Raw genomic sequence first — 25,757 nt, 5'->3', positions numbered from 1 at the left:
CAGCTGGATGCTTTTGCGAAGTACGCCGTCGCTTTTCCCAGGATATCTCGCTCCATCTTGACCCGTGCCAGCTCGGCACGCAGACGGCTTATTTCCATCTGCTCGGCACTCACAGGCTTGCTGTCGACCCCCGTGAGCTTGCCTTGCCGATGGGCTTTGACCCAGTTGAATAGGGTCTGATCGGACATGCCCAGAGAACGGGCTGCCGCAGCCAGAGTCAGGCCGGTTTCGACCAGGCGCACGGCCTCCTGCTTGAACTCTAGGGTGTACTTAACGCGGTCTGTTTTAGGCTTAGTCATTACGTATCCTTGCGGCTAATAGGACGCCTGGCAAGGGATACGTTTTTCAGGGGCAAGGTCAGTATAGGCCGAAATCTGGGAACTAAGGGATTTTCTTTAGGCCTCTTCTCAGGGACTTTTGCGGGAAATTGTTGAAAACCGTCGGGCAGTGTAGAGCATTAGCTGCAGCGAGCGCTCAAAATTACACTAGTAAAATCAATGCTTTACAAGGTTGTTCTCCGGTGTGGGGTGCAAGGGGGCGAGTGTTCGAATCACTCCGTCCCGACCAAAAATACCCTAGAAATCCAGTCACTTAACGGTGACTGGATTTTTTATGCCTGATGGTTTTATGCGCCTTTGATGTTTGCCCCGCTTTTTGCCCCACCACTGATCCTATGGGTGCCTGTTCAGTCGGACCGCTGGACTTATGGGGATTTGTTTGGCGACAAGAATCATAAGGCTTTCAGCCGTTTTTGTTTATGCGCTCATGAGAAATCCGGGCTAACGCAAAGCTTCATGGCCAAGCATCCCCATGCTTTCCTCTTTAGCCTGCTTACAGGCGCATTTCCTTCAATACCCACTCCGCCACGCTTCTTACCCTGACCGCTGGTCTTCAATCAGGGAGTGGTAAGCGATGAGTCTTGTTCTATCCATGGCGGCATTTGCGTTGGCGTCTTCGATTTCGCCGGGGCCGGTTAATTTGGTGGCGCTGAGTTCGGCGGTGCGTTTTGGGGTGCGGGTCAGCCTGCGGCATGTCAGTGGCGCAACTGTGGGGTTTACTGTGTTGCTGGTGTTGATCGGCCTCGGGCTGCATGAGGTGTTGCAGCGGCTGCCGTGGTTGACCAGCGGGATTCAGCTCGGCGGGGTGGCGTTTCTGTTGTATATGGCCTGGATGCTGGTGCGCGATGACGGGCGCCTAGAGGTGCAGACCGAGATGGCGGCGCCGTCGTTTCTGCACGGCGCTGCCATGCAGTGGCTTAACCCCAAGGCGTGGATGGCGTCGGTGGCGGGGATGGGGGCGTTCGCCGCCGATGGCGCAACGGTGCAGGTGTTGCAGTTTGCGGCGATCTATTTCGTTGTTTGCTATCTGTCGCTGGCCTGCTGGTCTTGTGCCGGTGGTTTGCTGCGTCAGCATCTGCGCGATGCGCCCAGGGTGCGGTTGTTCAACCGTTGCATGGCGGGGTTGTTGGTGGGTAGCGCGGTTTATCTGTTGGTGACGGTTGTTTAAACGAGGTGTCGCGTCATGTAGCAAATGTCGGTTGCAGTCAGACGTGACAGGCGGCGCTCCGTTTTAGCCGCGACCTCTGCAGCGGTTTCAATATCTATCGCGAATAAAGGCTAGGCGCCCCCTTCGCTCCTACTGAAGAGCGCGACAGATCATTCGCGTTGCGACACCAAGTGCCCCCTTAACAGCCAGCTAGGTTAGCGCTGGTATTGCCCGGGCGTTGTGGCCAGCAAGTGTTTGAAGGTGCGCTGAAAATGCGCCTGGTCGGCGAAGCCGGCGTCCTGGGCGACGTCGGCCAGGGGGCGGCCGTGGCGCAGTTGCTGGCGGGCGTACTGGATGCGTTGGTTGAGCAGGAAGGCGTGGGGCGTCAGGCCGTAATGGCGTTTGAAGGCGCGGATCAGGTAGGACGGCGAGAGGTCTGCCGCCGTGCACAGGGCGTCGAGGCTGAGCGGCTGGGTGCAGTGCTGTTGGATGTAGCGAGCCAGTTGCTCGACCCGAGCGGGTTTATCTGCCTGGGCCGGTGCCGGCCTGAGGTGGGTCAACACCAGGCTGAAGTAATTGACCGCGCGCTGAGTTTTCTCGGCTGCTGTGAGGTGCGGGTTGACCAGGTCGCTGTGCAGCGCCAGCAGCCCTTCAAACAGCGCCGGCGCCTGGCTGAGGATGCTCGACAGCGGCTCGAAGTCTGCCTGCTGGCTCAGGCCCAGGCGCTGTTGCAGGGCGCCTAACCAGTGGGCGTCGACGTAGAGCATCAGGTAGGACCAGGGCTGGCCGTCGAGCGGGTTGCAGGCGTGGACGTCGCCGGGGTTCATCAACACCACGGTGCCGGCGCTGACCTGTTGCTGGCTGTCGCGGTTGATATAGGTGCTGCGCCCGGCGGTGATCGCGCCGATGGAGAAAGTCTCGTGGGCGTGGCGGGCGTAGCAGAGCAGGCGGCCGTCGCGCACGGCGCGGGCTTCGATAAACGGCAGGGCCGGGTCGCGCCAGAATTCGGCGTTTGCGCTGCGGCTCATGGTCGGCTCACCGTGGGTACAGCGGCGGCAGCGGGCTGGGTTCCTGCGCGCTGTCCTGGGTGGTTTCGGCAGTGGGCAGGTTGCGGATGGCATGCCACAGGTCTTCGCCTTGCCAGTGTTGCCCGGTCTCGCTGTAAAGCGCGCCGTTGAGGCCGTCGAGGGCGGTGGACAGCGGCTCGAAGCGCGCGGCCATGTCGGCCAGGGTTTCCGGTTGTTGACGTGCCCAGGCATCCAGCGCGTGGCGGGTGGCCTGGGTGTCGTTGGCCTGGCAGGCGCGCTTGAGGTCGTCGAGCAGGGTGCGCGGGCTGGGCCCGGCTTGCACCGCGCGCAGCACCGCCGGCTGGCGACGGGCGCGCCACCAGAGGCCGAAACCCAGGGCGGTGGTCAGTGCCAGCAGCAGGCTGCTCAGTTGCCAGGGCCACAGCGGCGGGCCTTCGATCTGGGTGCCGGGTAAGCTGTCCGCTTGCGGCGCTTGGGCGCTGAGGTCGGCGTTGGCGGCAACTGCGAGGGTGCGAGCCGGCAGGCTGGTGCGTTCCAGGCGGTCGCTCTGGGTGTTCCACCAGACCACTTCCACGGCGGGTAGCTGCAGGGTGCCTTCGCGGTTCGGCACCAGGGCTTCGCGCTCTTCGCGGCTGCCGATCAGGCCGGTCTCGCTGGCCTCGTTGCTCAATTGTGGCTGGTCGGGGTAGCGGCGCAGGCCCTCGACCTGGGTGGCGGCCAGGGGCGGCAGCTGGGCGCTGGAGAGGCCGTCGACCTTGAGCATCAGGCTGCGGGTCAGGGAGTCGCCGACCTGCACGTTATCCGGCTCTGGGCTCCAGGCCTCGGCCAGACTCAGGGCGCGCGCCGGTAGCCAGGGCGCATCGCTGGGGTAGTCGGCCGGGCGTGGTTTGACGGTCAGCGGGATGCTCGGTGAGTTGACTCGGGTGATGGTGCCGGTACGGGGACCGAACGGCAGGTAATCATTGCTGCGCGAGCGGTCCGCCACGGTGGCGCTGAAGGCCTGGGAGGGAATGGTCAACTCGCCGCTGTGCTGCGGGTAGATGGCATAGCGCAGCTCGATCACGCCATGGCGCACGCCGCCGATATCGCTTTCGTAGGTGCGCGGCTCGCCCAGTTGTTCGACGCGCGCGTCGGGCATTTCCAGGGGGCTCAGGCTGCTGTCGTCGTACAGTGAAACCGAGTGGTAGATGCGCAGGGTGAGCACGCTCTGGGCCTGCACGTAGACGCTTTCCTGGTCGAGGCTGGCGTCGATAAACACCGGCGCCAGGCTGGCGGTGCCCTGGTTGTCGCTGCGTTCGAGCACCTGCAGGGTGATCGGCTGACTCTGCTGGTCACCCAGTTGCAGCGGTGGGATAACCACAAAGCCGCTTTGCCGCGGCTGCAGGCTGACGATCCAACGGGTGGTCGCCCGGGCCTCGCCGCCGAGGCTGGTCAAGCGATTGACCTGGCGCGTGCCGAGGACATTGAACAGGGTATCGAGCGGGCTCAGGTCGGGCTTGCCGAACAGCGTGGCGTCGGTACTTTCCAGGATCAGTTCGACGGTTTCCCCGGCATTCAGGCGAGCCCGGTCGACGCTGGCGCGCAGGCCGTCGGCGCTGGCCTGCCAGGCCAGCAGGCCGAGCAGAAGGGTGCAGAGCAGGCGAGTCATTGGCGGGCTTCCTGACGCTGTTGCTGTTCATACCAGAATTTGCGCCGCAGCAGCTCGCCCGGATCATCGGGGATCTGCCGCAGCCATTGTTCGAGGGCCTGGCGGCGTTCGCCATCCAGGCCGCTCTCGCCCTGGGCCGAGGCTTGGGTTTCGCTGCTGGGCTCGGGGGATGCCTCGCTTTGCCCGGCAGGTTCGGGTGGCTCTGGGGGCGATGCGTCGGCCGGCGGCTCAGCGCCTGGGGCGGGTGCGTCCTGGGCTGTGCTCTGCTCGGGAGAGCCGCCTTGGGCCGGCTGGGACTGTTCGCCGGGCTGTTGTTCATCGGCGGGCTCGTCCGAGGGCTGCTCGGACTGCGATTGTTGGCGCTGGCGCAACAGCTCCTCAACGATGGCCTTGTTGTGCTGTGCAGCCTGCAGGTCGGGTTGCTGTTCGAGGGCCTGGGTGTAGGCGTCGATGGCCGCTTCCAGCTCATTGCTGCGGGCCAGGGCATTGCCGCGGTTGTAGTGCGCCTGGGGGCTGTCCTGCTGGGCGAAGCGCTCGGCTGCGGCGGCATAGTCGCCGGCCTCATAGAGGGCCAGGCCCTGCCATTGTGGATCTGCAAAGCGTTTGGCCGCGTCGGCCGGGCGTTGTGCCTCAAGCAGGCGCTGGCCCTGTTGGTCGGGGCGCAGCCAGAGGTCATCGAAGCTCAGCGCCAGGGCGGGCTGGGGTAGGCTGAGCATCAGCAGCGGCAGGCACAGCAACCAGCCACGGCGGCCTGCGCAGGCGGCCAGCAGCAATAGCGCGAGAAGCAGCCAGTGGCCCTGGTCGGCCCAGGCCTGCAGGGTGGTCTGCTCGCCGGCGGCCCGCAGTTGGCTGGGTGCATCGAGCAGGCCGAGGCTGCGCAGGTCCTGGTCGTCCAGGCTGGCGCTGCGGTAACGCGCGCCGAGGGATTGGGCGAAGCGGGTCAGGCCCTGGCTGTCCAGACGCGGAATGAGGATGGCGCCTTGCGCGTCCTTGCTGAAGCTGCCGTCCTCTTCAACGATAGGCGCACCTTCGGCGGTGCCGAAGCCCAGCAGGGCCAGGCGTTCGCCACGGTTGCCCGTGGCCTGGCGGATGCCCTGTTGCTCGGTTTCATCCAGGGCGCTGGCGATCAGCAACACCCGGCCCTGACCCTGGCCGCCTTGTTCGAGCAACTGGCGCGCCTGGGCCACGGCCAGATCGGCGCGGCGGCCGGGCTCGGGCATCAGGCTGGGGTTGAGGGCGTCGAGCAGGTTGCGCGCGGTGGCCAGGTCGTCGGATAGCGGCACGACCGTGTGGGCGCTGCCGGCGAACACGACGATGGCGGTCTGCGCATCCTGACGGGCTTCTAGCAGGTCGAGGATCTTGCGTCGGGCCTGGGCCAGGCGTGTGGGGGGGGCATCGCTGGCGAGCATGGCCGGGGTTAGTTCGAGCACCACCACCAATGGGTCGGCGGGTTTCAGGTTGTTGTGCTCCAGGCGTTGCCAGCTTGGCCCCAGTAACGCCAGCAGGGCCAGCAGCCAGGCCAGGCCGAGGGCAATCCACGGCAGACGGCTGGCGCGGCCGCGACCACCGCTGAGCAGGGCGGCGTGAAAGGCCGGTGGCAGCAGCAGTTGCCAGCGCCCGGTGCGCTTTTCGCGGTGCCAGAGGTGCCAGAGCAACACGCCAAACAGCGGCGCCAAGAGTAACCAGTATGGCCGCAACCAGTGTGGCCAAAGGCTCAGCAGGAAGTCGCTCATTGCGGGCCTCTGCTCGGCAGACGAAGACGCAAGCGTGCGATGGCCTGGGGCCACAGGTGCCGCGCCACCAGCAGCAGGCTGAGCAGCACGGCCAGGGCCAGCGGCCAGGGGTAGAGCACCTGAGCCGGGCGGGTCAGGGTCGCCTCTTGCGCCACCGGTTCGAGGCGATCAAGCACGGCGCCGATGCGCTGCAGCTCCTTGCCGTCGCGGGCGCGGAAGTATTCGCCGCCAGTACGCTCGGCAATCGCGCGCAGCATCGGCTCATCCAGGTCCAGCCCCGGGTTGATGCCGAACAGACCGAGGACGCCGCTTTGCTCGGGGTCAGCACCGATACCGATGGTGTACAGGGTGATCTGTTCCTCGGCGGCCAGGCGCGCGGCGGTATCGGGGTCGATTTCGCCGCCGGTGTTGGCGCCATCGGTGACCAGCACCATTACCCGGCTTTGTGCTGGGCGCTCGCGCAGGCGTTTGACGCCCAGGCCGATGGCATCGCCGATGGCGGTATTTTTGCCGGCGATGCCGATCAGCGCCTCGTCCAGCCAGGTGCGCACGGTGCGCCGGTCGAAGGTCAGGGGAGCTTGCAGGTAGGCCTGGCTGCCAAACAGGATCAGGCCGACCCGGTCGCCCTGGCGGCCTTCGATAAAGTCGCCGAGCAGGTGCTTGACCAGGGTCAGGCGGTTGACCTCTTCGCCCTGCCACTGCATGTCGGTGTAGCCCATGGAGCCGGAGACATCCACGGCGATCAGCAGGTCGCGGCCGCTGGCCGGGATCGGCAGCGGTTCGCCGAGCCATTGCGGGCGTGCGGCGGCGATCAGCAGCAAGGTCCAGATCAGCAGAAACGGCGCCTGCTGGCGCCAGTTCGGCAGCTGCACGCGGGCGCGACGCCCGGCCAGGGCTTCCAGCTCGCCGAGAAAGCCCACCTGCAGCGCCGCCTCACCGCTGTCGGCTGCCGGTAACAGCAGGCGCATCAGCCAGGGCAGCGGCGCCAGGAAAAATAGCCAGGGCCAGGCGAACTCAAACATGTTTGCGAATCCAGATGGCCACGGCCTGGTCGAGCCCGGCGATGGCTTTGTCATCGAGCACACAGTTTGGCCGGTAAGCGCCTTCGACGAGGATCATCCAGCGGGTCAGTCCGGCGGCCGGGCAGCGGTTGTCGAGAAATGCCAGCCAGGCGCGGCTGCTCAGCAGGTGGCTGTTGGCCTGGGGATAGCGCTCGCGGCACAGGCGCTTGAGCAGGCCATTGAGCTGCTGCAGCCAGGGGCCGGCACTGACGCCGTCATAGGGTTTGCTCAGAGCCTGCAGTTCGGCCAGGGCGGCGGCGCGCAGCGGGTCGAGCGGTGCCTCGCCGCTAGCCTTGCGTTGGCGACGCGGGCGGTGGCGCCAGGCCAGACGCGCGGCCCAGACCAGCAGCGGCAGCACAACCACTAGCAGCCACCAGCCAGGTGCCGGCGGCCACCAGCCGATGGCGGGCGGGGCGATCAGCGGTTGCAGTTGGTCCAGCGGGTTCATGGCTGCTTCCTCGGCCGCTGGGCGTTGAGGTGCTCGCGCAACTGCTCGACCATTTCGGCGCGGGTGCTCAGGGGCAGCAGGGGCACGCCGAGCTTCTGCGCCAGGCGCTGCCAGCGGGCCTGGCGCGCCTCGCCCTGTTCGCGGTAGGCCTGACGCAGGTCGGCCTGGTGGGTGTCGAGTTCCAGGCGTGCGCCGCGTTCGGCGAAACGCAGCAGCCCGGCGGCGGGCAGCAAATGGTCGAGGGGGTCGGACAACGGCAGCAGCAACAGGTCGGTGTGGCGCGCCAGGAGGATCAGTTGCTGCTCGCTGCTGTCGCCCAGGGTGCGCTCATCGCACAGCACTACCACCAGGCTGCCGGGGCGCAGCACCTCGCGCGCGCGGCGCAGGGCCAGGCCGAAGCTGTCACGGTTGAGCGGGGTTTCCGGGCTCAGCGCCTGGTTGGCGCGGACCAGGCGGCTCAGCAACTGCAGCAGGCTCTGCTTGCTGCGCCGGGGTTTGATTTCATGGTGCTCCTGGTCGCCGAACACCAGCCCGCCGATGCGGTCGTTGTGGCCCAGGGCGGCCCAGCCGATCAGCGCCGCCGCCTGGGCGGCAAGTACTGACTTGAACATCAGCGCGGAGCCGAAGAACAGCCGCGGACTTTGCTCGACCAGGATATAGATCGGCCGCTCGCGCTCTTCATGGAACAGTTTGGTATGCGGCTCCTGGGTACGTGCGGTGACGCGCCAGTCGATGGTGCGCACGTCATCGCCGGCCTGATACACCCGTACCTGGTCGAAATCCACGCCACGCCCGCGCAGCTTGGAATGGTGCAGGCCGATCAGCGGGCTGCGCCGCGCCGGGGTCGAGAACAGCTGCACCTCATGGACGCGGTGACGCATCTCGATCAGTTCGCTGAGGTCGACCCGGATACCGGGTTGCGGGTCTGGGGTGTGCATGGGCGTCAGGCGACGGCGACCACGTCGAGGATGCGCTGCACCACGCGGTCCTGGTCGATACCGGCCGCTTCGGCCTCGAACGACAGGATGATGCGGTGGCGCAGCACGTCGAAGAGCACCGCCTGGATGTCTTCGGGGCTGACGAAGTCGCGCCCGGCCAGCCAGGCATGGGCCCGCGCGCAGCGGTCCAGGGAGATGGTGCCGCGCGGGCTGGCGCCGTAGGCAATCCACTCGGCCAGCTCGGTGTCGAACTTGGCCGGGGTGCGTGAGGCCATCACCAGTTGCACCAGGTATTCCTCTACCGCATCGGCCATGTACAGGCCGAGGATTTCCTTGCGCGCGGCGAAGATCGCCTGCTGGCTGACCCGCTGCTCGGGCTTGCTCTCGCCATTGAGCGCTTCGCCACGGGCCTGGGCGAGGATCTTGCGCTCGACGCTGGCGTCGGGGAAACCGATCTTCACGTGCATCAGAAAACGGTCGAGCTGGGCTTCGGGCAGCGGGTAGGTGCCTTCCTGCTCAATCGGGTTCTGGGTGGCCATGACCAGGAACAGCGGCGACAGGTCGTAGGTGCTACGGCCTACGGACACCTGGCGCTCGGCCATGGCTTCGAGCAGCGCCGACTGCACCTTGGCCGGCGCACGGTTGATCTCGTCGGCCAGCACCAGGTTGTGGAAGATCGGCCCCTGCTGGAAGACGAAGCTGCCGGTTTCCGGGCGGTAGATTTCCGTGCCGGTGATGTCGGCCGGGAGCAGGTCCGGGGTGAACTGGATACGGTGGAACTGCGCCTCGATGCCCTCGGCCAGCTCCTTGATCGCTTTGGTCTTGGCCAGCCCCGGCGCCCCTTCGACCAGCATGTGGCCGTCGGCGAGCAGGGCGATGAGCAGGCGTTCGATAAGCTTTTCCTGGCCGAGGATCTGGCTCGAGAGGAAGTGTCGCAGGGCGATCAGCGCGTCACGGTGTTCCATCGTTGGGCTCTTTGTGCAGGTGGGCGCGGGGTGTGCCCGTCACGGCGCATCGGTCGGGTCGGCCTGCGCGCCTCAAGAGCGCCGACTTTAAAGCATTTGCCGAGTCGCCGGCTATGCGCCAGTCGCGCTCTTGCACCTCATGTCGCAGGCCAATGGGCCAGCCACTCGTGTTGATGACGTTGTGCGGCTTCCTGCACCACGGGCCGGAGTCGCAATGTCTCGCCCGGCAGGCACTGCGCCAGGCGTGCCACGGCCAGCGGGGTGAGCGCGCCCAGGCGCGGGTAGCCACCGATGGTCTGGCGGTCGTTGAGCAGGATGATCGGCTGGCCATCGGGCGGGACTTGCACCGCGCCCAGGGGAATGCCTTCGGAAACCATACTGCCGCTTTGGCACTGCAGGACTGGCCCGAGCAGACGGATGCCCATGCGGTCGGCGCGGGTGTCCAGGGTCCAGTCGCTATTAAAGGCATCGAACAGGCTTTGCCCGCTGAAGTCGCCGATCTGCGCGCCCATCACCAGGTCCAGTTGTGCCGGTGTGCGGTAGTTTGGTACCTGAGCGCCAGGTACCTCGCGCAGGGCGCAGACTGTTGCCGTCCAGGTCAATTGATCCCCCTGCTGCAGCGGCTTGCCTGTGCCGTCCAGGCCGCCAAGGCCTTCGCGCAGGTTACTGGCGCAGCTGCCCAGGACCTGGGTCGCGCTGAAGCCACCCGGCGCCGCGAGATAGGCCCGGGCGCCCAGGCGCGGCTGGGCGAAACACAGGCGCTGGCCGGCGCGCACACTGAAGCTGCGCCATGGGCTGATCGGCTCGCCGTCCAGGGTCGCGCCCAGGTCGCCGCCGCTCAGAGCGAACACGGCATCGCGCTCGCACTGCAGGTCGAGGTTGCCCAGGGTGATTTCCAGCACCGCAGCCCCCGGCGCGTTGCCCAGCAGCCAGTTGGCCCAGCGCTGGGCGACCCAGTCCAGCGCGCCGCTCTGGGTCACGCCGAGGTGGCGCACGCCGTAACGGCCGGCGTCCTGCAGCTGGATAAATGGGGTGCTGCGCAGTACGCGCAGGCCTGGGTTTATGGGCGCGCTCATGGGGTGTCCTGCAGCGGGCTGTCGTCACCGCCCAGGCGGATAAATTCGGCGTGGTCGATCGGCTCGAAGCGCACCCGGTCGCCGGGTTGCAACAGGCTGTAGCCGTCAATGGCCGGGTCGAACAGGCGCGTCGGCGTGCGCCCCAGCAGGTTCCAGCCGCCGGGCGAGACGGCCGGGTAAACGGCGGTCTGGCGCTCGGCGATGCCGACGCTGCCGGCGGCAATGCGTTTGCGTGGGGTGCTCAAGCGCGGGGCGGCCAGGGCCGCTTCGACCAGGCCCATAAAGGCGAAGCCGGGGGCGAAGCCCAGGGCGAACACCTGGTAGTCGTGGCCACTGTGGCGGCGGATGACGTCGGCTTCGCTGAGTTGGCTGCGGCGCGCCAGCAGGGCCAGTTCCGGGCCGACACGGCGGTCGTACCAGGTCGGTAGCTGGTGCAGCCGCCCATTGCTGCTGTCGGCCGGTTGCAGGTCGGTAAAGGCCTGCTCGATCAACTGACGTACCTGGGCCGCGCTCAGGCAACTGAGGTCGTAGTGCAGCAGCAGGGTGGTGTAGGAGGGCACCAGATCGATCAGGGCGGCGCCGAAGACTTCGCGCAGGCGCGTGCTGGCCGCGAGCATCCAGGGCATGTTGCGCTCGTCGATCTGCTCGAACAGGCGCAGGATCAGGCTGTCGATACCCGCCACTTCGAGGGTGGGACGCGGTGCGCTCATGCCTGGCCCAGGGTGTCGAAGGCCTCTCGGATGCGCTTGACCGCGGCCACCGAGCTGGCGTTGTCGCCATGCACGCAGAGGGTTTGCGCCTGCAGGGGCAGGGCGCTGCCATCGCTGGCCAGCAATGGCTCGCCGCGTGCCAGGGTGATGGCCTGGTTGACGATGATCTCGCTGTCATGGTGCACCGCGCCGGGCAGGCTACGGCTGACCAGGAAGCCGGCGGCATCGTAGGCGCGGTCGGCGAAGGCCTCGAACCATAGGCTGATGCCGAATTCGTCACCGATGGCCTGGGCCTGGCGATTGTCGCGGGTGCTCATCAACATCAGCGGCAGCTGGCGGTCGTATTTGGCCACTGCGCTCATCACTGCGCGCAGGGTCGCAGGTTTGCGCATCATGTCCTGGTAGAGCGCGCCGTGGGGCTTTATATAGCTGACGCGAGTGCTTTGGCTGCGGCAGATCGCCTCCAGTGCGCCGATCTGATAAAGCATCAGGTCTTCGACTTCCTGCGGTGTGCAATCCATGGAACGACGGCCGAAGCCGACCAGATCCTGGTAGGCGGTGTGGGCGCCAATGCGCACGCCATGCTCGACCGCCAGAGCCACGGTCTTGCGCATCACGCTGGGGTCAGAGGCATGAAAACCGCAGGCAATGTTGGCGCAGTCGATAAAGGGCATCACCTCGGCGTCCAGACCCATGGTCCAGGCGCCAAAGCTTTCGCCGATGTCGCAATTCAGTAGCAGGCCGTTCACAGGCAGGTCCTCTGGCTGACGCGCCGGCAGAGCGGCGGCATGACGAAGTGGTTGGCACGGACAGATCGTGCGCTGACCTATGGCGTCATTCTTCAACGCGACCGGCAGTGCGTCCAACTAATTAAAATGCGCGCAGGGGATAGGAAAAGTCGATGGAGCCGCGCCCCATCGATTTCCCTGAATGGCTGCAATCGCTTCGCCCCGAGGCGGGGCTCCTACACGGTCGCAGGCATGGCGCATTTCCCGGTGGGAGCTGCGCTGTGCTGTGGCCGCGATTTCTGCAGCGCTTTGGCGACTTATCGCGAATAAAGGCTAGGGTCTGTTCCCGTTTCGTTCGCGGCCGCGCCGGAGCCAGTTTTAGCGCGAGGCAAGGCACGAGATGCGAAGTTTAGTGGGCTAAATGAGCCATCGAGAAACGCAGCATCGCGCTAAAACTGGCCCGGCCCTTCGGGTTGCGCGCAAAATCTCGCCATGCGGTGTTGGAGGACTTGGCAAGGGAACAACCATTACCTGCGTCCTCCGCCTAGCCTGGCGAGATTTTTCGCGGCAACGCGGCTTGCGACGAAACGGGAACAGACCCTAGGCGCCCCCTTCGCGCCTACACATTAGAGTCGCGGCAGTAGCGTCAGCCAAGCTGAAAGCGCTGGGCGCTGCGGCTCAGTGCGTCAACTTGCACGGAGAGGCCTTCGGTGTGCTGGCCCAGGGTATGGCGCAGGTCTTTGCTCTGGCCGGTGTGCAGGTTGATGGTGTCCATTTTGCCGGCGATGTCATCGGTGGTGGTGGAGACTTCCTCGATGGCCACCACCACCTGGTTCATTTCTCCGCTCAGTCGCTCCATGGCCTGGGTGATGGCGTTGATGGCGGTGGCGACCTGGGCGGCGTGTTGCTCGCTGTCGGCCGCCAGGTTCAGGCCGTTGCCCATCAACTCACGCATCTGCCGCGCCTGCTGTTGAAATTGCTCGACGATGGCAGCGATATCGGTGGTTGCCGCCACGGTTTTTTGTGCCAGCGAGCGCACCTCATCGGCCACCACCGAGAAACCGCGCCCGGCATCGCCGGCCCGGGCCGCTTCGATGGCGGCATTCAGGGCCAGCAGGTTGGTCTGGTCGGCCAGGCTGTTGATCACATCAATGATGCCGCTGACCCGGGTGCTGGTCTGGCCCAGTTCATCGGCCTGGGCATGGCTGGCCTGGATCAGTTGCGCCAGTTGCGCCATGCGTTCGACGCTGGCCTGGATCACCACGCCACCATCGCGGGCAGCGGCATAAGCGCTTTGCGTCGCGCTGCCCACATCGGCGGTGCGCTGGGCCATATCGTTGAGGGTCAGGCTGATCTGCTGCGACGCCGAGGCGGCCTGTTCGGTCTGTTGCTCGACCTGGGTGCTGTTGTCGCCCAGGGCATGCATGGCATCGCCCAGGTGATGGTGCAGGTGGCTCAGCGCCTGGTTGGCCTGTACCACCTGGGCGACGATGCCGCCGATACCCTGGATCATGCGGTTGGTAGCCGTGGCCAGCTGGTTGAATTCGTCGTTGGGGTTACGGCCCACGGGCAGGGTGCCGGTGAGGTTGCCCGAGGCCACCTGACTGAGCAGTTGGGTAGCGTGTTGTAGACGGGCGACCAAGGTGCGTGAGGCGCTGAGCAGGGTCAATGTGAGCAAGCCGGCGACCGCGCAAAAGCTCAGGCCCATGATCCACAGTGCCGAGCGCTGAGACTGCTGCGCCGCCTGTTCGGTGCGCACCAGCAAGCCGCTTTCGAGGTCACTGGCCTGGGCGTCGACCTGTGTCTGCAGCTGTTGGCCGACTTGGGTCAGACTGCGATTCGCTTCCTCTATACGCACGATGCTCTGTTGCGCCTGGGCAAAGGCTTCGGTGAAGGCCGCGACACTCTGACCGATGGGCGTGTCCTGCCACTCCAGCTCCGCCACCTTGGCTTGCATCTCGGCGATGGCCGACAGGGTGTTCTGGGCGAATGTCGGGTCATAGGTCGAGAGGTAGTCACGCTGACTGCTCAGGGCGCGGCTGATGGCGGGCTGGATCAGGCCGATGGTGATTTTTTCCAGGGCACTGGCACTTTCGCCCAGTACCTTGCGCTGGCCGTCGAAGGGGGTCAGACCCAGGGTCTGGTTGAGGCTCGACCAGGCCCGCTGCTGCGTCACATCCTGCTCAAGGAGTGCCTGGATCTGGCGGGCATGCTCGCTCAGGGCGGGGTCGTTGAGGCTTTCGGCCTGGGTCACAAGTCGTACGACAAGCGCTTCGAGCTCACCGAGGTTCTGGGTGAACTCAGGCAGGTTGCCCGGGCTCAGTTGTTGGCGTAGCGCATGGGTGCGCCACCACTGGTTGAGCAGCACAGTGCTGCTGCCGGCATAGTTGCTGGCACGCTCACGCGCCTGCAATGACTCGCTCGAACGCTGATTGGCCCAGTAGGACGCAGCCGCCATCAGACTCAGGCTGATCAGCGTCAGGGCGATAAGAACACGGAATTTTTGTTGCCAGGACAGGGAAAAGGTCACGTTAACGCCTCGCCATCTTCTTAGAGGATGATTCTCAGGAATCGGCAAGTTGTCATACAACCATGCAGTGCGTCTACGCTTTGTTTGCCGATCGAGTGTGCCGGCGGAGCTGTGTGCTCCGTCCGGCGGACACGCGCTTACCAGAGCGCCAGGCTGTAACTGAGGATCAGACGGTTTTCATCGAGGTCGTTGCCGAAGTTGGAGCGCACCGTGGCGTTGCGCCATTTCAGGCCCAGATTTTTCAGCGGCCCATTCTGCACCACATAGGCGATATCCATGTTGCGTTCCCACTCCTTGCCTTCGGCAGTGCGGCCGCTCACCTCGACGTTGTCGCCGGAAATGTAGCGGGTCATAAAGGTCAACCCAGGGATGCCGAGGCTGGCGAAGTTGTAGTCGTAGCGGACCTGCCAGGAGCGCTCCTCGGTGTTGGCAAAGTCATTGATCTGCACGAAGTTGACCAGGAAGGGGTCGCTGCTGGCGATGTAAGGGAAGGGGTCGTCACCACTCATGCGCTGGTAGCCGGCGCCCAAGGCGTGACCGCCCAGGGTGTAGGTGAGCATGGCGCCGAAGGCCTTGTTGTCGATATCACGGAAGCTGCCGTCTTCGCGGCTCTGGGAATAACGCAGGTCGGTTTTCAGCGACTGACCTTCGCCCAGCGGCAGCAGGTGCACCAGGGTGCCGTAGTACTGCTGGTAGATGTCTTCGAGGGTGCCGTAGTGCAGGCCGGCGGTCAGCTCGGGGGTGAGTTTGTAATCACCACCGCCGAAGACGAACGAGTCGCTGCTGCCGCCGATGCGGTTGGCGGTCATGTCGGTGTAGTCGGTGGAGTTGTTGGCCTTGATCCGGTTGATTTTGCCGCCTTGCAGGGTCAGCTTGTCGATCTCCTGCACATTCAGCAGTGCGCCCTGAAAGGTCTGCGGCAGCAGCCGCGAGTCGTTGGCCGAGACGATCGGGCTGCGGAAGTGCAGGGCGCCGACTTTCAGGGTGCTGTTGGATACTTTGGCCTTGGCCGTGAGCGCCAGCTTCGAGTACTCGTCTTGCGAGCCGCCGGAACCATCCGCTGGCAGCAGACCGCTGCCGGCCGAGCGATCGCCCGAGTCGAGCTTCAGCCCCAGCATGCCCAGGGCATCGACACCAAAGCCGAGCGTGCCGGCGGTGTAGCCCGACTCCATGCGCAAAAGGAAACCCTGGGCCCATTCTTCAGCCGGGTCACGGGCGTCACTTTGACGAAAGTCACGGTTGAAATAGAAATTGCGCAGTTCGAGGCTGGCCTTGCTGTCATCGATAAACGCCGCCTGGGCAAGGCTCGGCAAAACGCTGCCGACCATCAACAGGCCGGCCAGTTGGGTACGAGGTGTCATGCGGGTGTCTCCGAGTTGGGAGCGCGCAGCGGCTTGACCGACTGCTTGGCAGAGCGCGATTGGACTTTTTTGTTATGGCGGTGCGGTATCGCCGACACATTCTTGGAAGTGCCTTGCGGCTACGTCCAACGAGAAAAAACAGGGGGCCGGTGATAGGAAAAAACCGTGGGCTTGCAAGCCGTTGTTAGCGGCCACTGGCATACAACCTGCTGTGTTTAAAGGGTATAAGCCCTGCAGTGAGTGGGGTTCCGTCCGGCTCAGCACAGGCGTTGCTCCATGAACCTCAGATTTCTCGAAACCTTCGTTTGGGTGGCCCGCCTGAAGAGTTTTCGCCTGACCGCGGAAAAGCTCTTCAGTACCCAGGCGTCCATCTCAAGCCGCATTGCAGCGCTGGAGGATGAGCTGGGCACCCGCTTGTTTTTGCGTGATTCCAAGGGCGTTTCCCTGACCCCGGAAGGGCAGAAGGTGCTCGAATATGCCGAGCGCATGCTCGACACCCTGCAGGCGCTCAAACAGTCGATCAGCGACACCGGCAGCGTGCGCGGGCGGATTCGGGTGGGGGCGATGGATACGGTCATCCACACCTGGCTGAGTCCGTTGGTAACAAAGATCATGGAGCGCTACCCGGCGGTGGAGATCGAACTGACCGCCGATACCGCGCGCAACCTCAGCGAGCAGTTGCAAAAAGGTTATCTGGACATCATTTTCCAGACCGACATGGTTCATGACAGCAGCGTACGCAACCTGGAAATGGCCAGTTTTCCGGTGCGCTGGATCGTCCCCACGGGCTCGCTGTACCACCGCTCCTACGCCGCCATGGACGAACTGGCGCGCGAACGCATCATTACCTTCTCGAAGAACTCACGGCCTCATCAGGACATCCTCAACCTGCTGCATGCCGGCAATGTCAGCGCGCCGCGCATCAGTTGCGTGAACTCGATTGCCGCCATGACCCGGCTGATCCGTGATGGTTTTGGCGTCGGCGCGCTGCCGCCAGCGCTGGTCAGCGATGAGCTCAAGCAGGGTCTGCTGACCATTCTCGATGACGTCCCCGAGCCGCCGCCGTTGCCGGTCGTTGCGACCTGGCGTACCGGTGTCGGCCTGGAGTTGAGCGAGGACATCATCGCCCTGGCGGGTGAGGTGCTGCAGGACTACGCCGAGCAGATGGGCGGCGCCATGATGGCCATGGCAGTACCCAGCGGCGAGCAGAAAAGCGCCTGATCCGCGCGCGACCTGAACCCGGCGGTGAGCAGGCCGTTGAAAAACGTAGGCGAGGCAGCCAGCGCAATACCGATGGCGGCCCCACAAAAACAGGCGAAAAACGGACTGGGCTCGCACTCGAGTTTACGAGCTGTAAATGAGCATTTTGAGACGCCGCGTCCCGGCCTGTTTTTAACGCCGCGATGGCAACGCAGGTAGTTTTTCAACAGCCTGTTAGCTTCCTCTGAGGCAGGCCGGGACATGGCGAATGTCATGCTCCGTGCTGGTGCGCCTGTGCTGATTTCGCCTTATTTCGTCTCATAACGATTTTCGATCATGTGCCCCCCGGTTTTTCTAGTTGGACAGCCCTGGGCGATGCGCTGAGACTCGAAATCGTCTTCCCACGACGCCGCCCGCGCGTTCACAACAATGATCAGGAGCACCTCCATGAAGAGCACCCCATCGCGTTTCGCCCTCTCGGCCATCGCCTGCGTACTGGGCCTGAGCAGCCTCTGTGCCCAGGCCGCCGAGCGCTGGAACATGAGCGTCGAGCAACCGGACGGCAATTTCATCACCACCGTGGCCAAGGAATTCGCCCAGGACGTGGAACAAGCCAGCGGCGGCGAACTGCAGATTCGTATCCACGCCAACTCGGTGCTGTTCAAGCGCCCGGAAGTCAAACGCGCGGTGCAGACCGGTCAGGTGCAGGTGGGCGATGTGCTGATGTCGGTGCTGGGTAACGAAGACCCGATCTTCGAGATCGACAGCGTGCCCTTCCTGGCCCGTAACTATGAGCAGGCCCAGGCCTTGTGGGCCGCCAGCCGTCCGGCGGTGGAAGAACGCCTGGCCAAGCAGGGCATCAAGCTGCTGTACGCCATGCCCTGGTCGCCGCAGAGCATCTTCAGCAAGACGCCGATCAGCAGCATGGACGATTTCAAAGGCATGAAATTCCGCGCCTACAACCCGGCCACCTCACGCATGACCGAGCTGATGGGCGCCGTGCCGACGATCATCCAGACTGGCGAGATTCCCCAGGCATTCAGCACCGGCATGATCACCGGCATGCTGACCTCGCCCACCACGGGCGTTGACTCCCAGGCCTGGGATTTCTCCACTTATTACTACGACGTCAAAGCCTTTATTCCGAAGAACTTCGTGATCGTCAACGCACGGGCCTTCGCCCGCCTGCCTGATGCCACCCAGGCCGCTGTGGTGGCCGCTGCCGAGCGTGCCGAGCAGCGCGGTTGGGCGATTGCCGAGGAGAAAACCAGCGAGTTGGTGAAGACGCTTGCTGACAATGGCATGCAGGTCGCCGAGCAGGCGCCGGCTGCGGTCGAAAGCGGTTTCGAGGGCATCGGCAAGGCCATGACGGATGAGTGGCTCAAGCGTGCCGGTGCCGATGGTCAGGCGATCCTTGACGCCTACGCGCGCTGATTCCTGCGACCTGTCGGCAGCCCTGCCGCCGGGTCGTTTCAAGCACTTGCCTGGGAGGCGCGTCATGACCCCATTGCACAAGCTCTACACCCTGTCCGGGTGGTTGTCCGGTGTATTTCTCGTCCTTATCTGCCTGCTGGTGGTGGCCCAGATAGTCGCGCGCCAGCTCGGCAGCATGGTGCCGGCAGCCGATGAGTTCGCTGCTTACGCCATGGCCGCTTCAGGTTTTCTGGCACTGCCTTATGCGCTGCAGCGCGGCGCACACATTCGCGTCGAATTGCTGTATCGCCTGCTACCCCCTGGCGGGCAGCGCGCGGCTGATGTGCTGAGCACCCTGGTCGGTTTGTTGATCGCCCTGTACCTGGCCTGGTATTGCGCGCTGTTCGTGCTTGAGTCCTATGAATTCAAGGAAGTGTCATCGGGCTTGCTGCCCATTCCCATGTGGCTGCCGCAACTGCCCATGGTGCTCGGCACGCTGATTCTCTCGGTGGCCATGGCCGAGCGCCTGTGGCTGACCTGCCGCGGACAGCGTTTCGAAGCGGCCGACGCCGACGGCGTGATGAGTGAGTGACTCCTTACCTTTCCACGCGGCAGTTGCCGCCTTGCATCAGTGAGTGAACCGTGGACTACACACTAATAACCCTGACTCTGCTGGTGGCCCTGTTGGTGCTGCTGGGTGGGGGCGTCTGGGTGGCGCTGTCGCTGCTGGGCGTCGGCATCCTCGGCATGGAGCTGTTCGGCGGTGCGCCGGCGGGTTCGATTCTGGCCTCCACCAGTTGGGCCTCGAGCGCCAGCTGGACCCTGACCGCTTTGCCGCTGTTTATCTGGATGGGTGAGATTCTCTACCGCACGCGCCTGTCCGAAGACATGTTCAATGGCCTGGCGCCCTGGATGCGTGGTTTGCCGGGCCGGCTGTTGCACGTCAACGTGTTCGGCTGCGGGTTGTTCGCTGCCGTCAGTGGCTCCTCGGCCGCCACCGCCGCGACCATCGGGCGGATCTCCCTGCCCGAGCTGAAATCACGCGGCTACCCGGAGGCGATCGCCATGGGCTCGCTGGCCGGCGCCGGGACCCTGGGGTTGCTGATTCCGCCGTCGATCATGATGATCGTTTATGGCGTGGCGGCGCAGGTGTCGATTTCTCGCCTGTTTATCGCCGGTATCCTGCCGGGCTTGCTGCTGCTGGTGATCTTCTCCGGTTTCCTCATGCTCTGGGCCGCGTTCAACCGCGACCAGTTGCCGGAGGAGGGCGCGGCTCTGCCCTTTATGGAAAAGCTGCGCCGCGCCAAGCTGCTGATCCCGGTGCTGGGGCTGATCGTGGCGGTGATCGGCTCGATCTATGCCGGTATTGCCACGGCCACCGAGGCTGCAGCCGTCGGTGTGGTCGGAGCGCTGCTGATTGCCCTGTGCTCCGGCGCGCTAACCCGCGAAACCTTTATGGCCAGCCTGATGGGCGCGGTCTGCACCTCCTGCATGATCTTCTTTATCCTGCTCGGTGCGGCCTACCTGACCTCGGCCATGAGTTTCACCGGCCTGCCTTCAGCGCTGGCCGACTGGATCATCGCCAAGCAGCTGTCACCCTATGTGCTGCTGCTCGCCCTGACGCTGTTCTTTATCGCCCTGGGCTGCTTTCTGGATGGCATCTCGATCATTCTGCTGACCACGGCCGTGGTGCTGCCTGCAGTGCAGGCGGCGGGCATTGATCTGCTGTGGTTCGGTATCTTCGTCATCCTGGTGGTCGAGATGGCGCAGATCACCCCGCCGGTGGGTTTCAACCTGTTCGTCATCCAGAATCTCACCGGGCACAACCTGTGGACGGTGGCCAAGGCCAGCTTTCCATTCTTCCTGCTGCTGGTTCTGGCGGCCGTGCTGATCACCGTGTTTCCGCAGATCGTCCTGGCATTGCCCGAAGCCATGCGCGGTAACTGAGGCTATGTCGCCACAGTGTTGCACTGCACCGATGCTTTTGTAGGAGTCGCGCCCCGCGACGAATGCTGTGCAACACCGTCTATTTCACTGGATGGCTGCAATCGCTTCGCCCCGAGGCGGGTCTCCTACAGGACATCTGTGGCCCGCGTTGGTGCGCACGGCGCACCCTACGGGATACACCACGTAGCCTACGATGCCAGACTCCACCGTTAGGCCCCATTAGTTGTCAGATTGCCCAAACGCTTCGCGCCGGGGCGGCGCTCTTACAGGCGTTGCGTAGGAACTTGCGTGGGGCGATAACCGCCTTTAGCACTGAGTTGGTGCGTGGGGTGAAACAAAATGTCGCAGGCTTACAAGCGCTGCCCCACCTGTAGTCGTTAAGCTCGTCGCGCAAATGTGACCAGCGGGTCGCCCCTGTCGCCTACCTCATTGAGCGTTCGAGCATGTAATCGGCGCTTCATGGACTAACGTTGAACTACAGCGTAACGGCAGCGGTCATGACCTGCGACTGCCCCAGTCGAATCACGAGCCAAACGGAGCAAAACCATGGCGTTCTTTACGGCGGCCAGCAAAGCCGACTTCCAGCATCAACTGCAAGCGGCCCTGGCACAGCACGTCAGTGAACAGGCGTTGCCACAAGTGGGCCTGTTCGCCGAGCAATTCTTCGGCATCATTGCCCTGGACGAACTCACCCAGCGTCGCCTGTCCGACCTGGTCGGTTGCACCCTGTCGTCCTGGCGGTTGCTGGAGCGCTTCGATCACGCCCACGCCGAGGTTCGTGCCTTCAACCCCGATTACGAGAAGCACGGCTGGCAGTCGACTCACACCGCCGTTGAAATCCTCCACGCCGACATCCCGTTCCTGGTCGACTCGGTGCGCATGGAGCTCAACCGTCGCGGTTACAGCATTTACACCTTGCAGAACAGCGTGTTCAGCGTGCGCCGTGATGCCAAGGGCGAGCTGTTGGAAATCCTGCCGAAAGGCGCCCAGGGCGAGGGCATCCTGCAGGAAGCCCTGATGTTCCTGGAGATCAACCGCTGCGCTACGGCCAGTGAGCTGCGTGCGCTGGAAACCGCGCTGCACGAAGTCTTCGAAGAAGTGCGCCTGAGTGTCGCGGACTTCCAGCCGATGAAAGCCAAGGCCCAGGAACTGCTCACCTGGCTGGGCAAGCTCAAGCCTGGGCAGGCCGGTGTGCAACTCGATGGCGCTGACCTCGAGGAAGTACGGGTCTACCTCAAGTGGCTGCTCGAAGACCACTTCACCTTTCTCGGTTATGAAGAGTTCAGCGTGGCCGATGCCGCCGACGGCGGCGCCATGGTCTATGACGCCAGCTCCCTGCTCGGCCTGTCCAAGCGCCTGCGCAGCGGCCTGAGTGCCGAAGAGCTGCATATCGAGCCGGAAGCGGTCAGCTACCTGCGTGAGCCGCTGCTGCTGTCGTTCGCCAAGGCCGCCGTGCCGAGTCGCGTACACCGTCCGGCCTACCCGGATTTCGTCTCCATCCGCGAGCTGGACAGCAAAGGCCGAGTGGTCAAGGAATGCCGCTTTATGGGGCTCTACACCTCGGCGGTGTATGCCCAGAGCGTGTGGGACATCCCCTACATTCGCCGCAAGGTCGATCTGATCGAGCAGCGTTCGGGCTTCGATGCCAAGGCGCACCTCGGCAAGGAACTGGCCCAGGTTCTCGAAGTGCTGCCGCGCGACGACCTGTTCCAGACCCCGGTCGATGAGCTGTTCAATACCGCTCTATCCATCGTGCAGATTCAGGAGCGCAACAAGATTCGCGTATTCCTGCGGCGCGATCCGTACGGCCGTTTCTGCTACTGCCTGGCCTATGTGCCGCGCGACGTGTACTCCACCGAGACTCGCCTGAAAATCCAGCAGGTGCTGATGGAGCGCCTGCAGGCCACCGACTGCGAGTTCTGGACGTTCTTCTCCGAGTCCGTGCTGGCGCGGGTGCAGTTCATTCTGCGGGTGGACCCGAAGAACAAGACCCAGATCGACCCGGCGCGTCTGGAGAAAGAAGTAATCCAGGCCTGCCGTTCGTGGCAGGACGACTATGTGGCGCTGATGGTCGAAAGCCTCGGCGAAGCCCAGGGCACCCGTGTGCTGACCGACTTCCCGGGTGGCTTCCCGGCCGGTTACCGCGAGCGTTTTGCCCCGCACTCGGCGGTGGTCGACATGCAGCACCTGCTTAGCCTGAGCGCTGAGCGGCCTCTGGTGATGAGCTTCTACCAGCCGTTGAGTCAGGGCGATCAGCAGTTGCACTGCAAGCTCTACCACGCCGACACACCGCTGCCGCTGTCCGACGTGCTGCCGATTCTGGAGAACCTCGGCCTGCGCGTGCTGGGCGAATTCCCCTATCGCCTGCACCAGCAGAACGGCCGCGAGTTCTGGATTCACGACTTCGCCTTCACCTATGCCGAAGGCCTGAATGTTGATATCCAGCAGCTCAACGACACCCTGCAGGATGCCTTCGTGCACATCGTCGGCGGCGACGCCGAAAACGATGCCTTCAACCGTCTGGTGCTGACCGCCGCCATGCCTTGGCGCGATGTCGCGCTGCTGCGTGCCTATGCGCGTTACCTCAAGCAGATCCGTCTGGGCTTCGACCTGGGCTATATCGCCAGCACCCTGGTCAACCATGCCGATATCGCCAAGGAGCTGGTGCGCCTGTTCAAGACACGCTTCTACCTGGCGCGCAAACTCACCAGCGATGACCTGGAAGGCAAGCAGCAGAAGCTTGAGCAGGCGATTCTCGGTGCGCTGGAGAACGTTGCGGTACTCAACGAAGACCGCATCCTGCGGCGCTACCTGGACCTGATCAAAGCCACCCTGCGCACCAACTTCTACCAGACCGACAGCAATGGTCAGAGCAAGGCCTACTTCAGCTTCAAGCTCAACCCGCGGGCGATCCCGGAGATTCCCAAGCCGGTGCCGAAGTTTGAAATCTTCGTCTACTCGCCGCGCGTCGAGGGCGTACACCTGCGCTTTGGCGACGTGGCCCGGGGTGGCTTGCGCTGGTCGGACCGTGAAGAGGACTTCCGTACCGAGGTGCTTGGCCTGGTCAAGGCGCAGCAGGTGAAGAACGCGGTGATCGTGCCCATGGGCGCCAAGGGTGGTTTCATCCCGCGGCGTATGCCGGTCGGCGGTAGCCGCGACGAGATACTGGCCGAGGGCATCGCCTGCTACCGCATCTTTATCAGCGGCCTGCTCGACATCACCGACAACCTCAAAGAGGGTGCCGTGGTGCCGCCGGTCAACGTGGTACGGCATGACCAGGACGACCCCTACCTGGTTGTCGCGGCCGACAAAGGCACAGCCACCTTCTCCGATATTGCCAACGGCATTGCCGCGGAATACGACTTCTGGTTGGGCGATGCCTTTGCCTCGGGCGGCTCGGCCGGTTACGACCACAAGGGCATGGGCATCACCGCCAAGGGCGGCTGGGTCTCGGTGCAGCGTCACTTCCGCGAGCGCGGCATCGACGTGCAGAAAGACAGCATCACGGTGATCGGCATCGGCGACATGGCCGGCGACGTATTCGGCAACGGCCTGCTGCTGTCGGACAAGCTGCAACTGGTAGCCGCGTTCAACCACCTGCATATCTTTATCGACCCGAATCCGGACACCGGTAAGAGCTTCGCCGAGCGCAAGCGCCTGTTCGAGCTGCCGCGTTCGAGCTGGGCCGACTATGACAGCACGCTGATGTCCGACGGCGGCGGGATCTTCCTGCGCAGCGCCAAGAGCATCCCGATCAGCGCCCAGATGAAGGCACGCTTCGACATCAGTGCCGACAAGCTGGCGCCCAACGAGCTGCTCAACGCGCTGCTCAAGGCACCGGTCGACCTGATCTGGAACGGCGGTATCGGCACCTACGTCAAGTCGAGCAAAGAAAGCCACGCCGATGTGGGCGACAAGGCCAACGACACCCTGCGTGTCGACGGTCGCGAGCTGCGCGCCAAGGTGGTAGGCGAGGGCGGCAACCTGGGCATGAGCCAGCTGGGGCGCATCGAATACGGCCTCAATGGCGGTGCCAGCTACACCGACTTTATCGACAACGCCGGTGGTGTGGACTGCTCCGACCACGAAGTGAACATCAAGATCCTGCTCAACGAGATCGTCGCCGCCGGTGACATGACCGGCAAGCAGCGCAACGTCCTGCTGGCCGAGATGACCGACGCCGTCGGTGGCCTGGTGTTGGGCAACAACTACAAGCAGACCCAGGCATTGTCCCTGGCCGAGCGCCGTGCCCGCGAACGCCTGGGCGAATACAAGCGCCTGATGGCCGCGTTGGAAGGCGCTGGCAAACTCGATCGCGCCCTGGAGTTCCTGCCCGCTGACGAAGAGCTCAACGAGCGCGCCGCCAAAGGTCAGGGCCTGACACGTCCGGAATTGTCGGTGTTGATCTCCTACAGCAAGATCGACCTCAAGGAGTCGCTGCTCAAGTCCCAGGTACCGGATGACGAGTACCTGGCCCGCGAGATGGAAACGGCCTTCCCGCCGCTGCTGGCCGAGACCTTCGGTGAGTCCATGCGCCGCCATCGACTCAAGCGCGAGATCGTCAGCACGCAGATCGCCAACGACCTGGTCAACCACATGGGCATCACCTTCGTGCAGCGTCTGAAGGAGTCCACCGGCATGAGCGCGGCGAATGTCGCAGGCGCCTATGTCATCGTGCGTGACGTATTCCGTCTGCCGCAATGGTGGAAGCAGATCGAGGCGCTGGATTACCAGGTGCCGGCCGAGTTGCAGTTGCAGATGATGGATGAGCTGATGCGCCTGGGCCGCCGCGCCACGCGCTGGTTCCTGCGCAGCCGGCGCAACGAGCTGGATGCGGCTGGCGACGTGGCCCACTTCGCCCCGCGTGTCGAGGCCCTGGCCCTGCGCCTGGACGAGTTGCTCGAAGGCCCGGCCCGCGAGCAGTGGCTGGCGCGCTACCAGGCCTACGCCGAAGCGGGCGTGCCGGAAGTACTGGCCCGTGTAGTGGCCGGCACCAGCCACCTCTACACGTTGTTGCCGATCATCGAAGCGGCAGACCTCACCGGGCAGGAACCGGCCCAGGTGGCAGCGGCCTACTTCGCTGTCGGCGGCACCCTGGAGCTGTCCTGGTACCTGCAGCAGATCACCGGTTTGCCGGTGGAAAACAACTGGCAGGCCCTGGCCCGCGAAGCCTTCCGCGACGACCTCGACTGGCAGCAGCGGGCGATCACCGTCTCGGTACTGCAGATGGCCGACGCGCCGTCGGACATCGAAGCACGCATGCAGATCTGGCTGGAACAGCACCGTCGCCTGGTTGATCGCTGGAAGGTCATGCTCGGCGAACTGCGCGCTGCCAGCGGCACCGACTACGCCATGTACGCCGTGGCCAACCGCGAGCTGATGGACCTGGCACAGAGCGGCCAGTCCGGCCTGCCCAAGCACTGAGCCTGACGAGCTGACTTGATCCCCGCCACTGGCGGGGATTTTTTTGCCTGAATAAAAGCGAA

19 protein-coding genes are annotated in these 25,757 nt (G+C 64.3%); 6 read left to right on the top strand and 13 right to left on the bottom strand.

The features are described 5' to 3' along the window. On the bottom strand, window positions 1-299 hold a 299-nt coding region (locus BMW49_RS10020; protein WP_139205698.1), incomplete at its 3' end, for a transposase. A gap of 613 nt (window positions 300-912) precedes the next feature. Between BMW49_RS10020 and BMW49_RS10015 the strand changes: the two genes are divergently transcribed. After that, entirely contained in the window at window positions 913-1,506 is a 594-nt protein-coding gene (locus BMW49_RS10015; protein ID WP_069522525.1) for a LysE family translocator, read from the top strand. A 194-nt stretch (window positions 1,507-1,700) separates the two neighbouring features. On the opposite strand, the gene BMW49_RS10010 is transcribed toward BMW49_RS10015, so the two are convergent. The 12 genes from BMW49_RS10010 to BMW49_RS09955 form a co-directional block, all read right to left on the bottom strand. After that, on the bottom strand, window positions 1,701-2,513 hold the full coding sequence (locus BMW49_RS10010) for an AraC family transcriptional regulator (RefSeq protein ID WP_069522523.1): 813 nt from the start codon (window positions 2,511-2,513) through the stop codon (window positions 1,701-1,703). Window positions 2,514-2,520: 7 nt separating this feature from the next. Beyond that, on the bottom strand, window positions 2,521-4,161 hold the full coding sequence (locus BMW49_RS10005; RefSeq protein WP_069522520.1) for a BatD family protein: 1,641 nt from the start codon (window positions 4,159-4,161) through the stop codon (window positions 2,521-2,523). Next, entirely contained in the window at window positions 4,158-5,894 is a 1,737-nt protein-coding gene (locus tag BMW49_RS10000) for a VWA domain-containing protein (RefSeq protein WP_069522518.1), read from the bottom strand. The genes BMW49_RS10005 and BMW49_RS10000 overlap by 4 nt, the downstream gene beginning before the upstream one ends. Beyond that, on the bottom strand, window positions 5,891-6,916 hold the full coding sequence (locus tag BMW49_RS09995; protein ID WP_069522516.1) for a vWA domain-containing protein: 1,026 nt from the start codon (window positions 6,914-6,916) through the stop codon (window positions 5,891-5,893). Before BMW49_RS09995 ends, BMW49_RS10000 begins: the two co-directional genes overlap by 4 nt. After that, the gene (locus BMW49_RS09990) at window positions 6,909-7,403 is read right to left on the bottom strand and encodes a DUF4381 domain-containing protein (RefSeq protein WP_069522515.1); all 495 of its coding nucleotides are present in this window, start codon (window positions 7,401-7,403) and stop codon (window positions 6,909-6,911) included. The genes BMW49_RS09995 and BMW49_RS09990 overlap by 8 nt, the downstream gene beginning before the upstream one ends. Continuing rightward, entirely contained in the window at window positions 7,400-8,341 is a 942-nt protein-coding gene (locus BMW49_RS09985) for a DUF58 domain-containing protein (RefSeq protein WP_069522513.1), read from the bottom strand. The genes BMW49_RS09990 and BMW49_RS09985 overlap by 4 nt, the downstream gene beginning before the upstream one ends. Window positions 8,342-8,346: 5 nt before the next feature. Beyond that, a complete protein-coding gene (locus BMW49_RS09980) occupies window positions 8,347-9,306 on the bottom strand; it encodes an AAA family ATPase (RefSeq protein WP_069522511.1) in 960 nt (319 codons plus the stop codon). Between the two features lie 137 nt (window positions 9,307-9,443). Further along, window positions 9,444-10,382, bottom strand: coding sequence for a 5-oxoprolinase subunit C family protein (locus BMW49_RS09975; RefSeq protein WP_069522509.1), 939 nt, complete (start codon window positions 10,380-10,382; stop codon window positions 9,444-9,446). After that, window positions 10,379-11,092: a 5-oxoprolinase subunit PxpB gene (pxpB, locus tag BMW49_RS09970; RefSeq protein WP_069522508.1), complete on the bottom strand. Its 714-nt coding sequence runs from the start codon at window positions 11,090-11,092 to the stop codon at window positions 10,379-10,381. Before pxpB ends, BMW49_RS09975 begins: the two co-directional genes overlap by 4 nt. Then, complete coding sequence (locus BMW49_RS09965) at window positions 11,089-11,841, bottom strand: 5-oxoprolinase subunit PxpA (protein WP_069522506.1); 753 nt, start codon at window positions 11,839-11,841, stop codon at window positions 11,089-11,091. The genes pxpB and BMW49_RS09965 overlap by 4 nt, the downstream gene beginning before the upstream one ends. Window positions 11,842-12,466: 625 nt before the next feature. After that, window positions 12,467-14,350: a methyl-accepting chemotaxis protein gene (locus tag BMW49_RS09960; protein ID WP_069522472.1), complete on the bottom strand. Its 1,884-nt coding sequence runs from the start codon at window positions 14,348-14,350 to the stop codon at window positions 12,467-12,469. Window positions 14,351-14,487: 137 nt separating this feature from the next. Continuing rightward, window positions 14,488-15,711: an OprD family porin gene (locus BMW49_RS09955; RefSeq protein WP_069522474.1), complete on the bottom strand. Its 1,224-nt coding sequence runs from the start codon at window positions 15,709-15,711 to the stop codon at window positions 14,488-14,490. Between the two features lie 276 nt (window positions 15,712-15,987). On the opposite strand from BMW49_RS09955, the gene BMW49_RS09950 reads away from it, so the two are divergent. From BMW49_RS09950 to BMW49_RS09930, 5 genes are all read left to right on the top strand, one after another. Continuing rightward, entirely contained in the window at window positions 15,988-16,932 is a 945-nt protein-coding gene (locus BMW49_RS09950; RefSeq protein ID WP_069522476.1) for a LysR family transcriptional regulator, read from the top strand. A 426-nt stretch (window positions 16,933-17,358) separates the two neighbouring features. Continuing rightward, window positions 17,359-18,345, top strand: coding sequence for a TRAP transporter substrate-binding protein (locus BMW49_RS09945; RefSeq protein ID WP_069522478.1), 987 nt, complete (start codon window positions 17,359-17,361; stop codon window positions 18,343-18,345). Between the two features lie 64 nt (window positions 18,346-18,409). Beyond that, window positions 18,410-18,916: a TRAP transporter small permease gene (locus tag BMW49_RS09940; RefSeq protein WP_069522480.1), complete on the top strand. Its 507-nt coding sequence runs from the start codon at window positions 18,410-18,412 to the stop codon at window positions 18,914-18,916. Window positions 18,917-18,966: 50 nt separating this feature from the next. Beyond that, on the top strand, window positions 18,967-20,271 hold the full coding sequence (locus BMW49_RS09935) for a TRAP transporter large permease (RefSeq protein WP_069522482.1): 1,305 nt from the start codon (window positions 18,967-18,969) through the stop codon (window positions 20,269-20,271). Between the two features lie 546 nt (window positions 20,272-20,817). Further along, on the top strand, window positions 20,818-25,695 hold the full coding sequence (locus BMW49_RS09930; protein WP_069522484.1) for an NAD-glutamate dehydrogenase: 4,878 nt from the start codon (window positions 20,818-20,820) through the stop codon (window positions 25,693-25,695). Window positions 25,696-25,757: the final 62 nt, after the last annotated feature.

The sequence above is a fragment of the Pseudomonas cuatrocienegasensis genome, assembly GCF_900110925.1.
Lineage (GTDB): Bacteria > Pseudomonadota > Gammaproteobacteria > Pseudomonadales > Pseudomonadaceae > Aquipseudomonas > Aquipseudomonas cuatrocienegasensis.
Note: the sequence above shows the minus strand (reverse complement) of the source record. Positions and strands in the feature narration are given on the sequence as shown.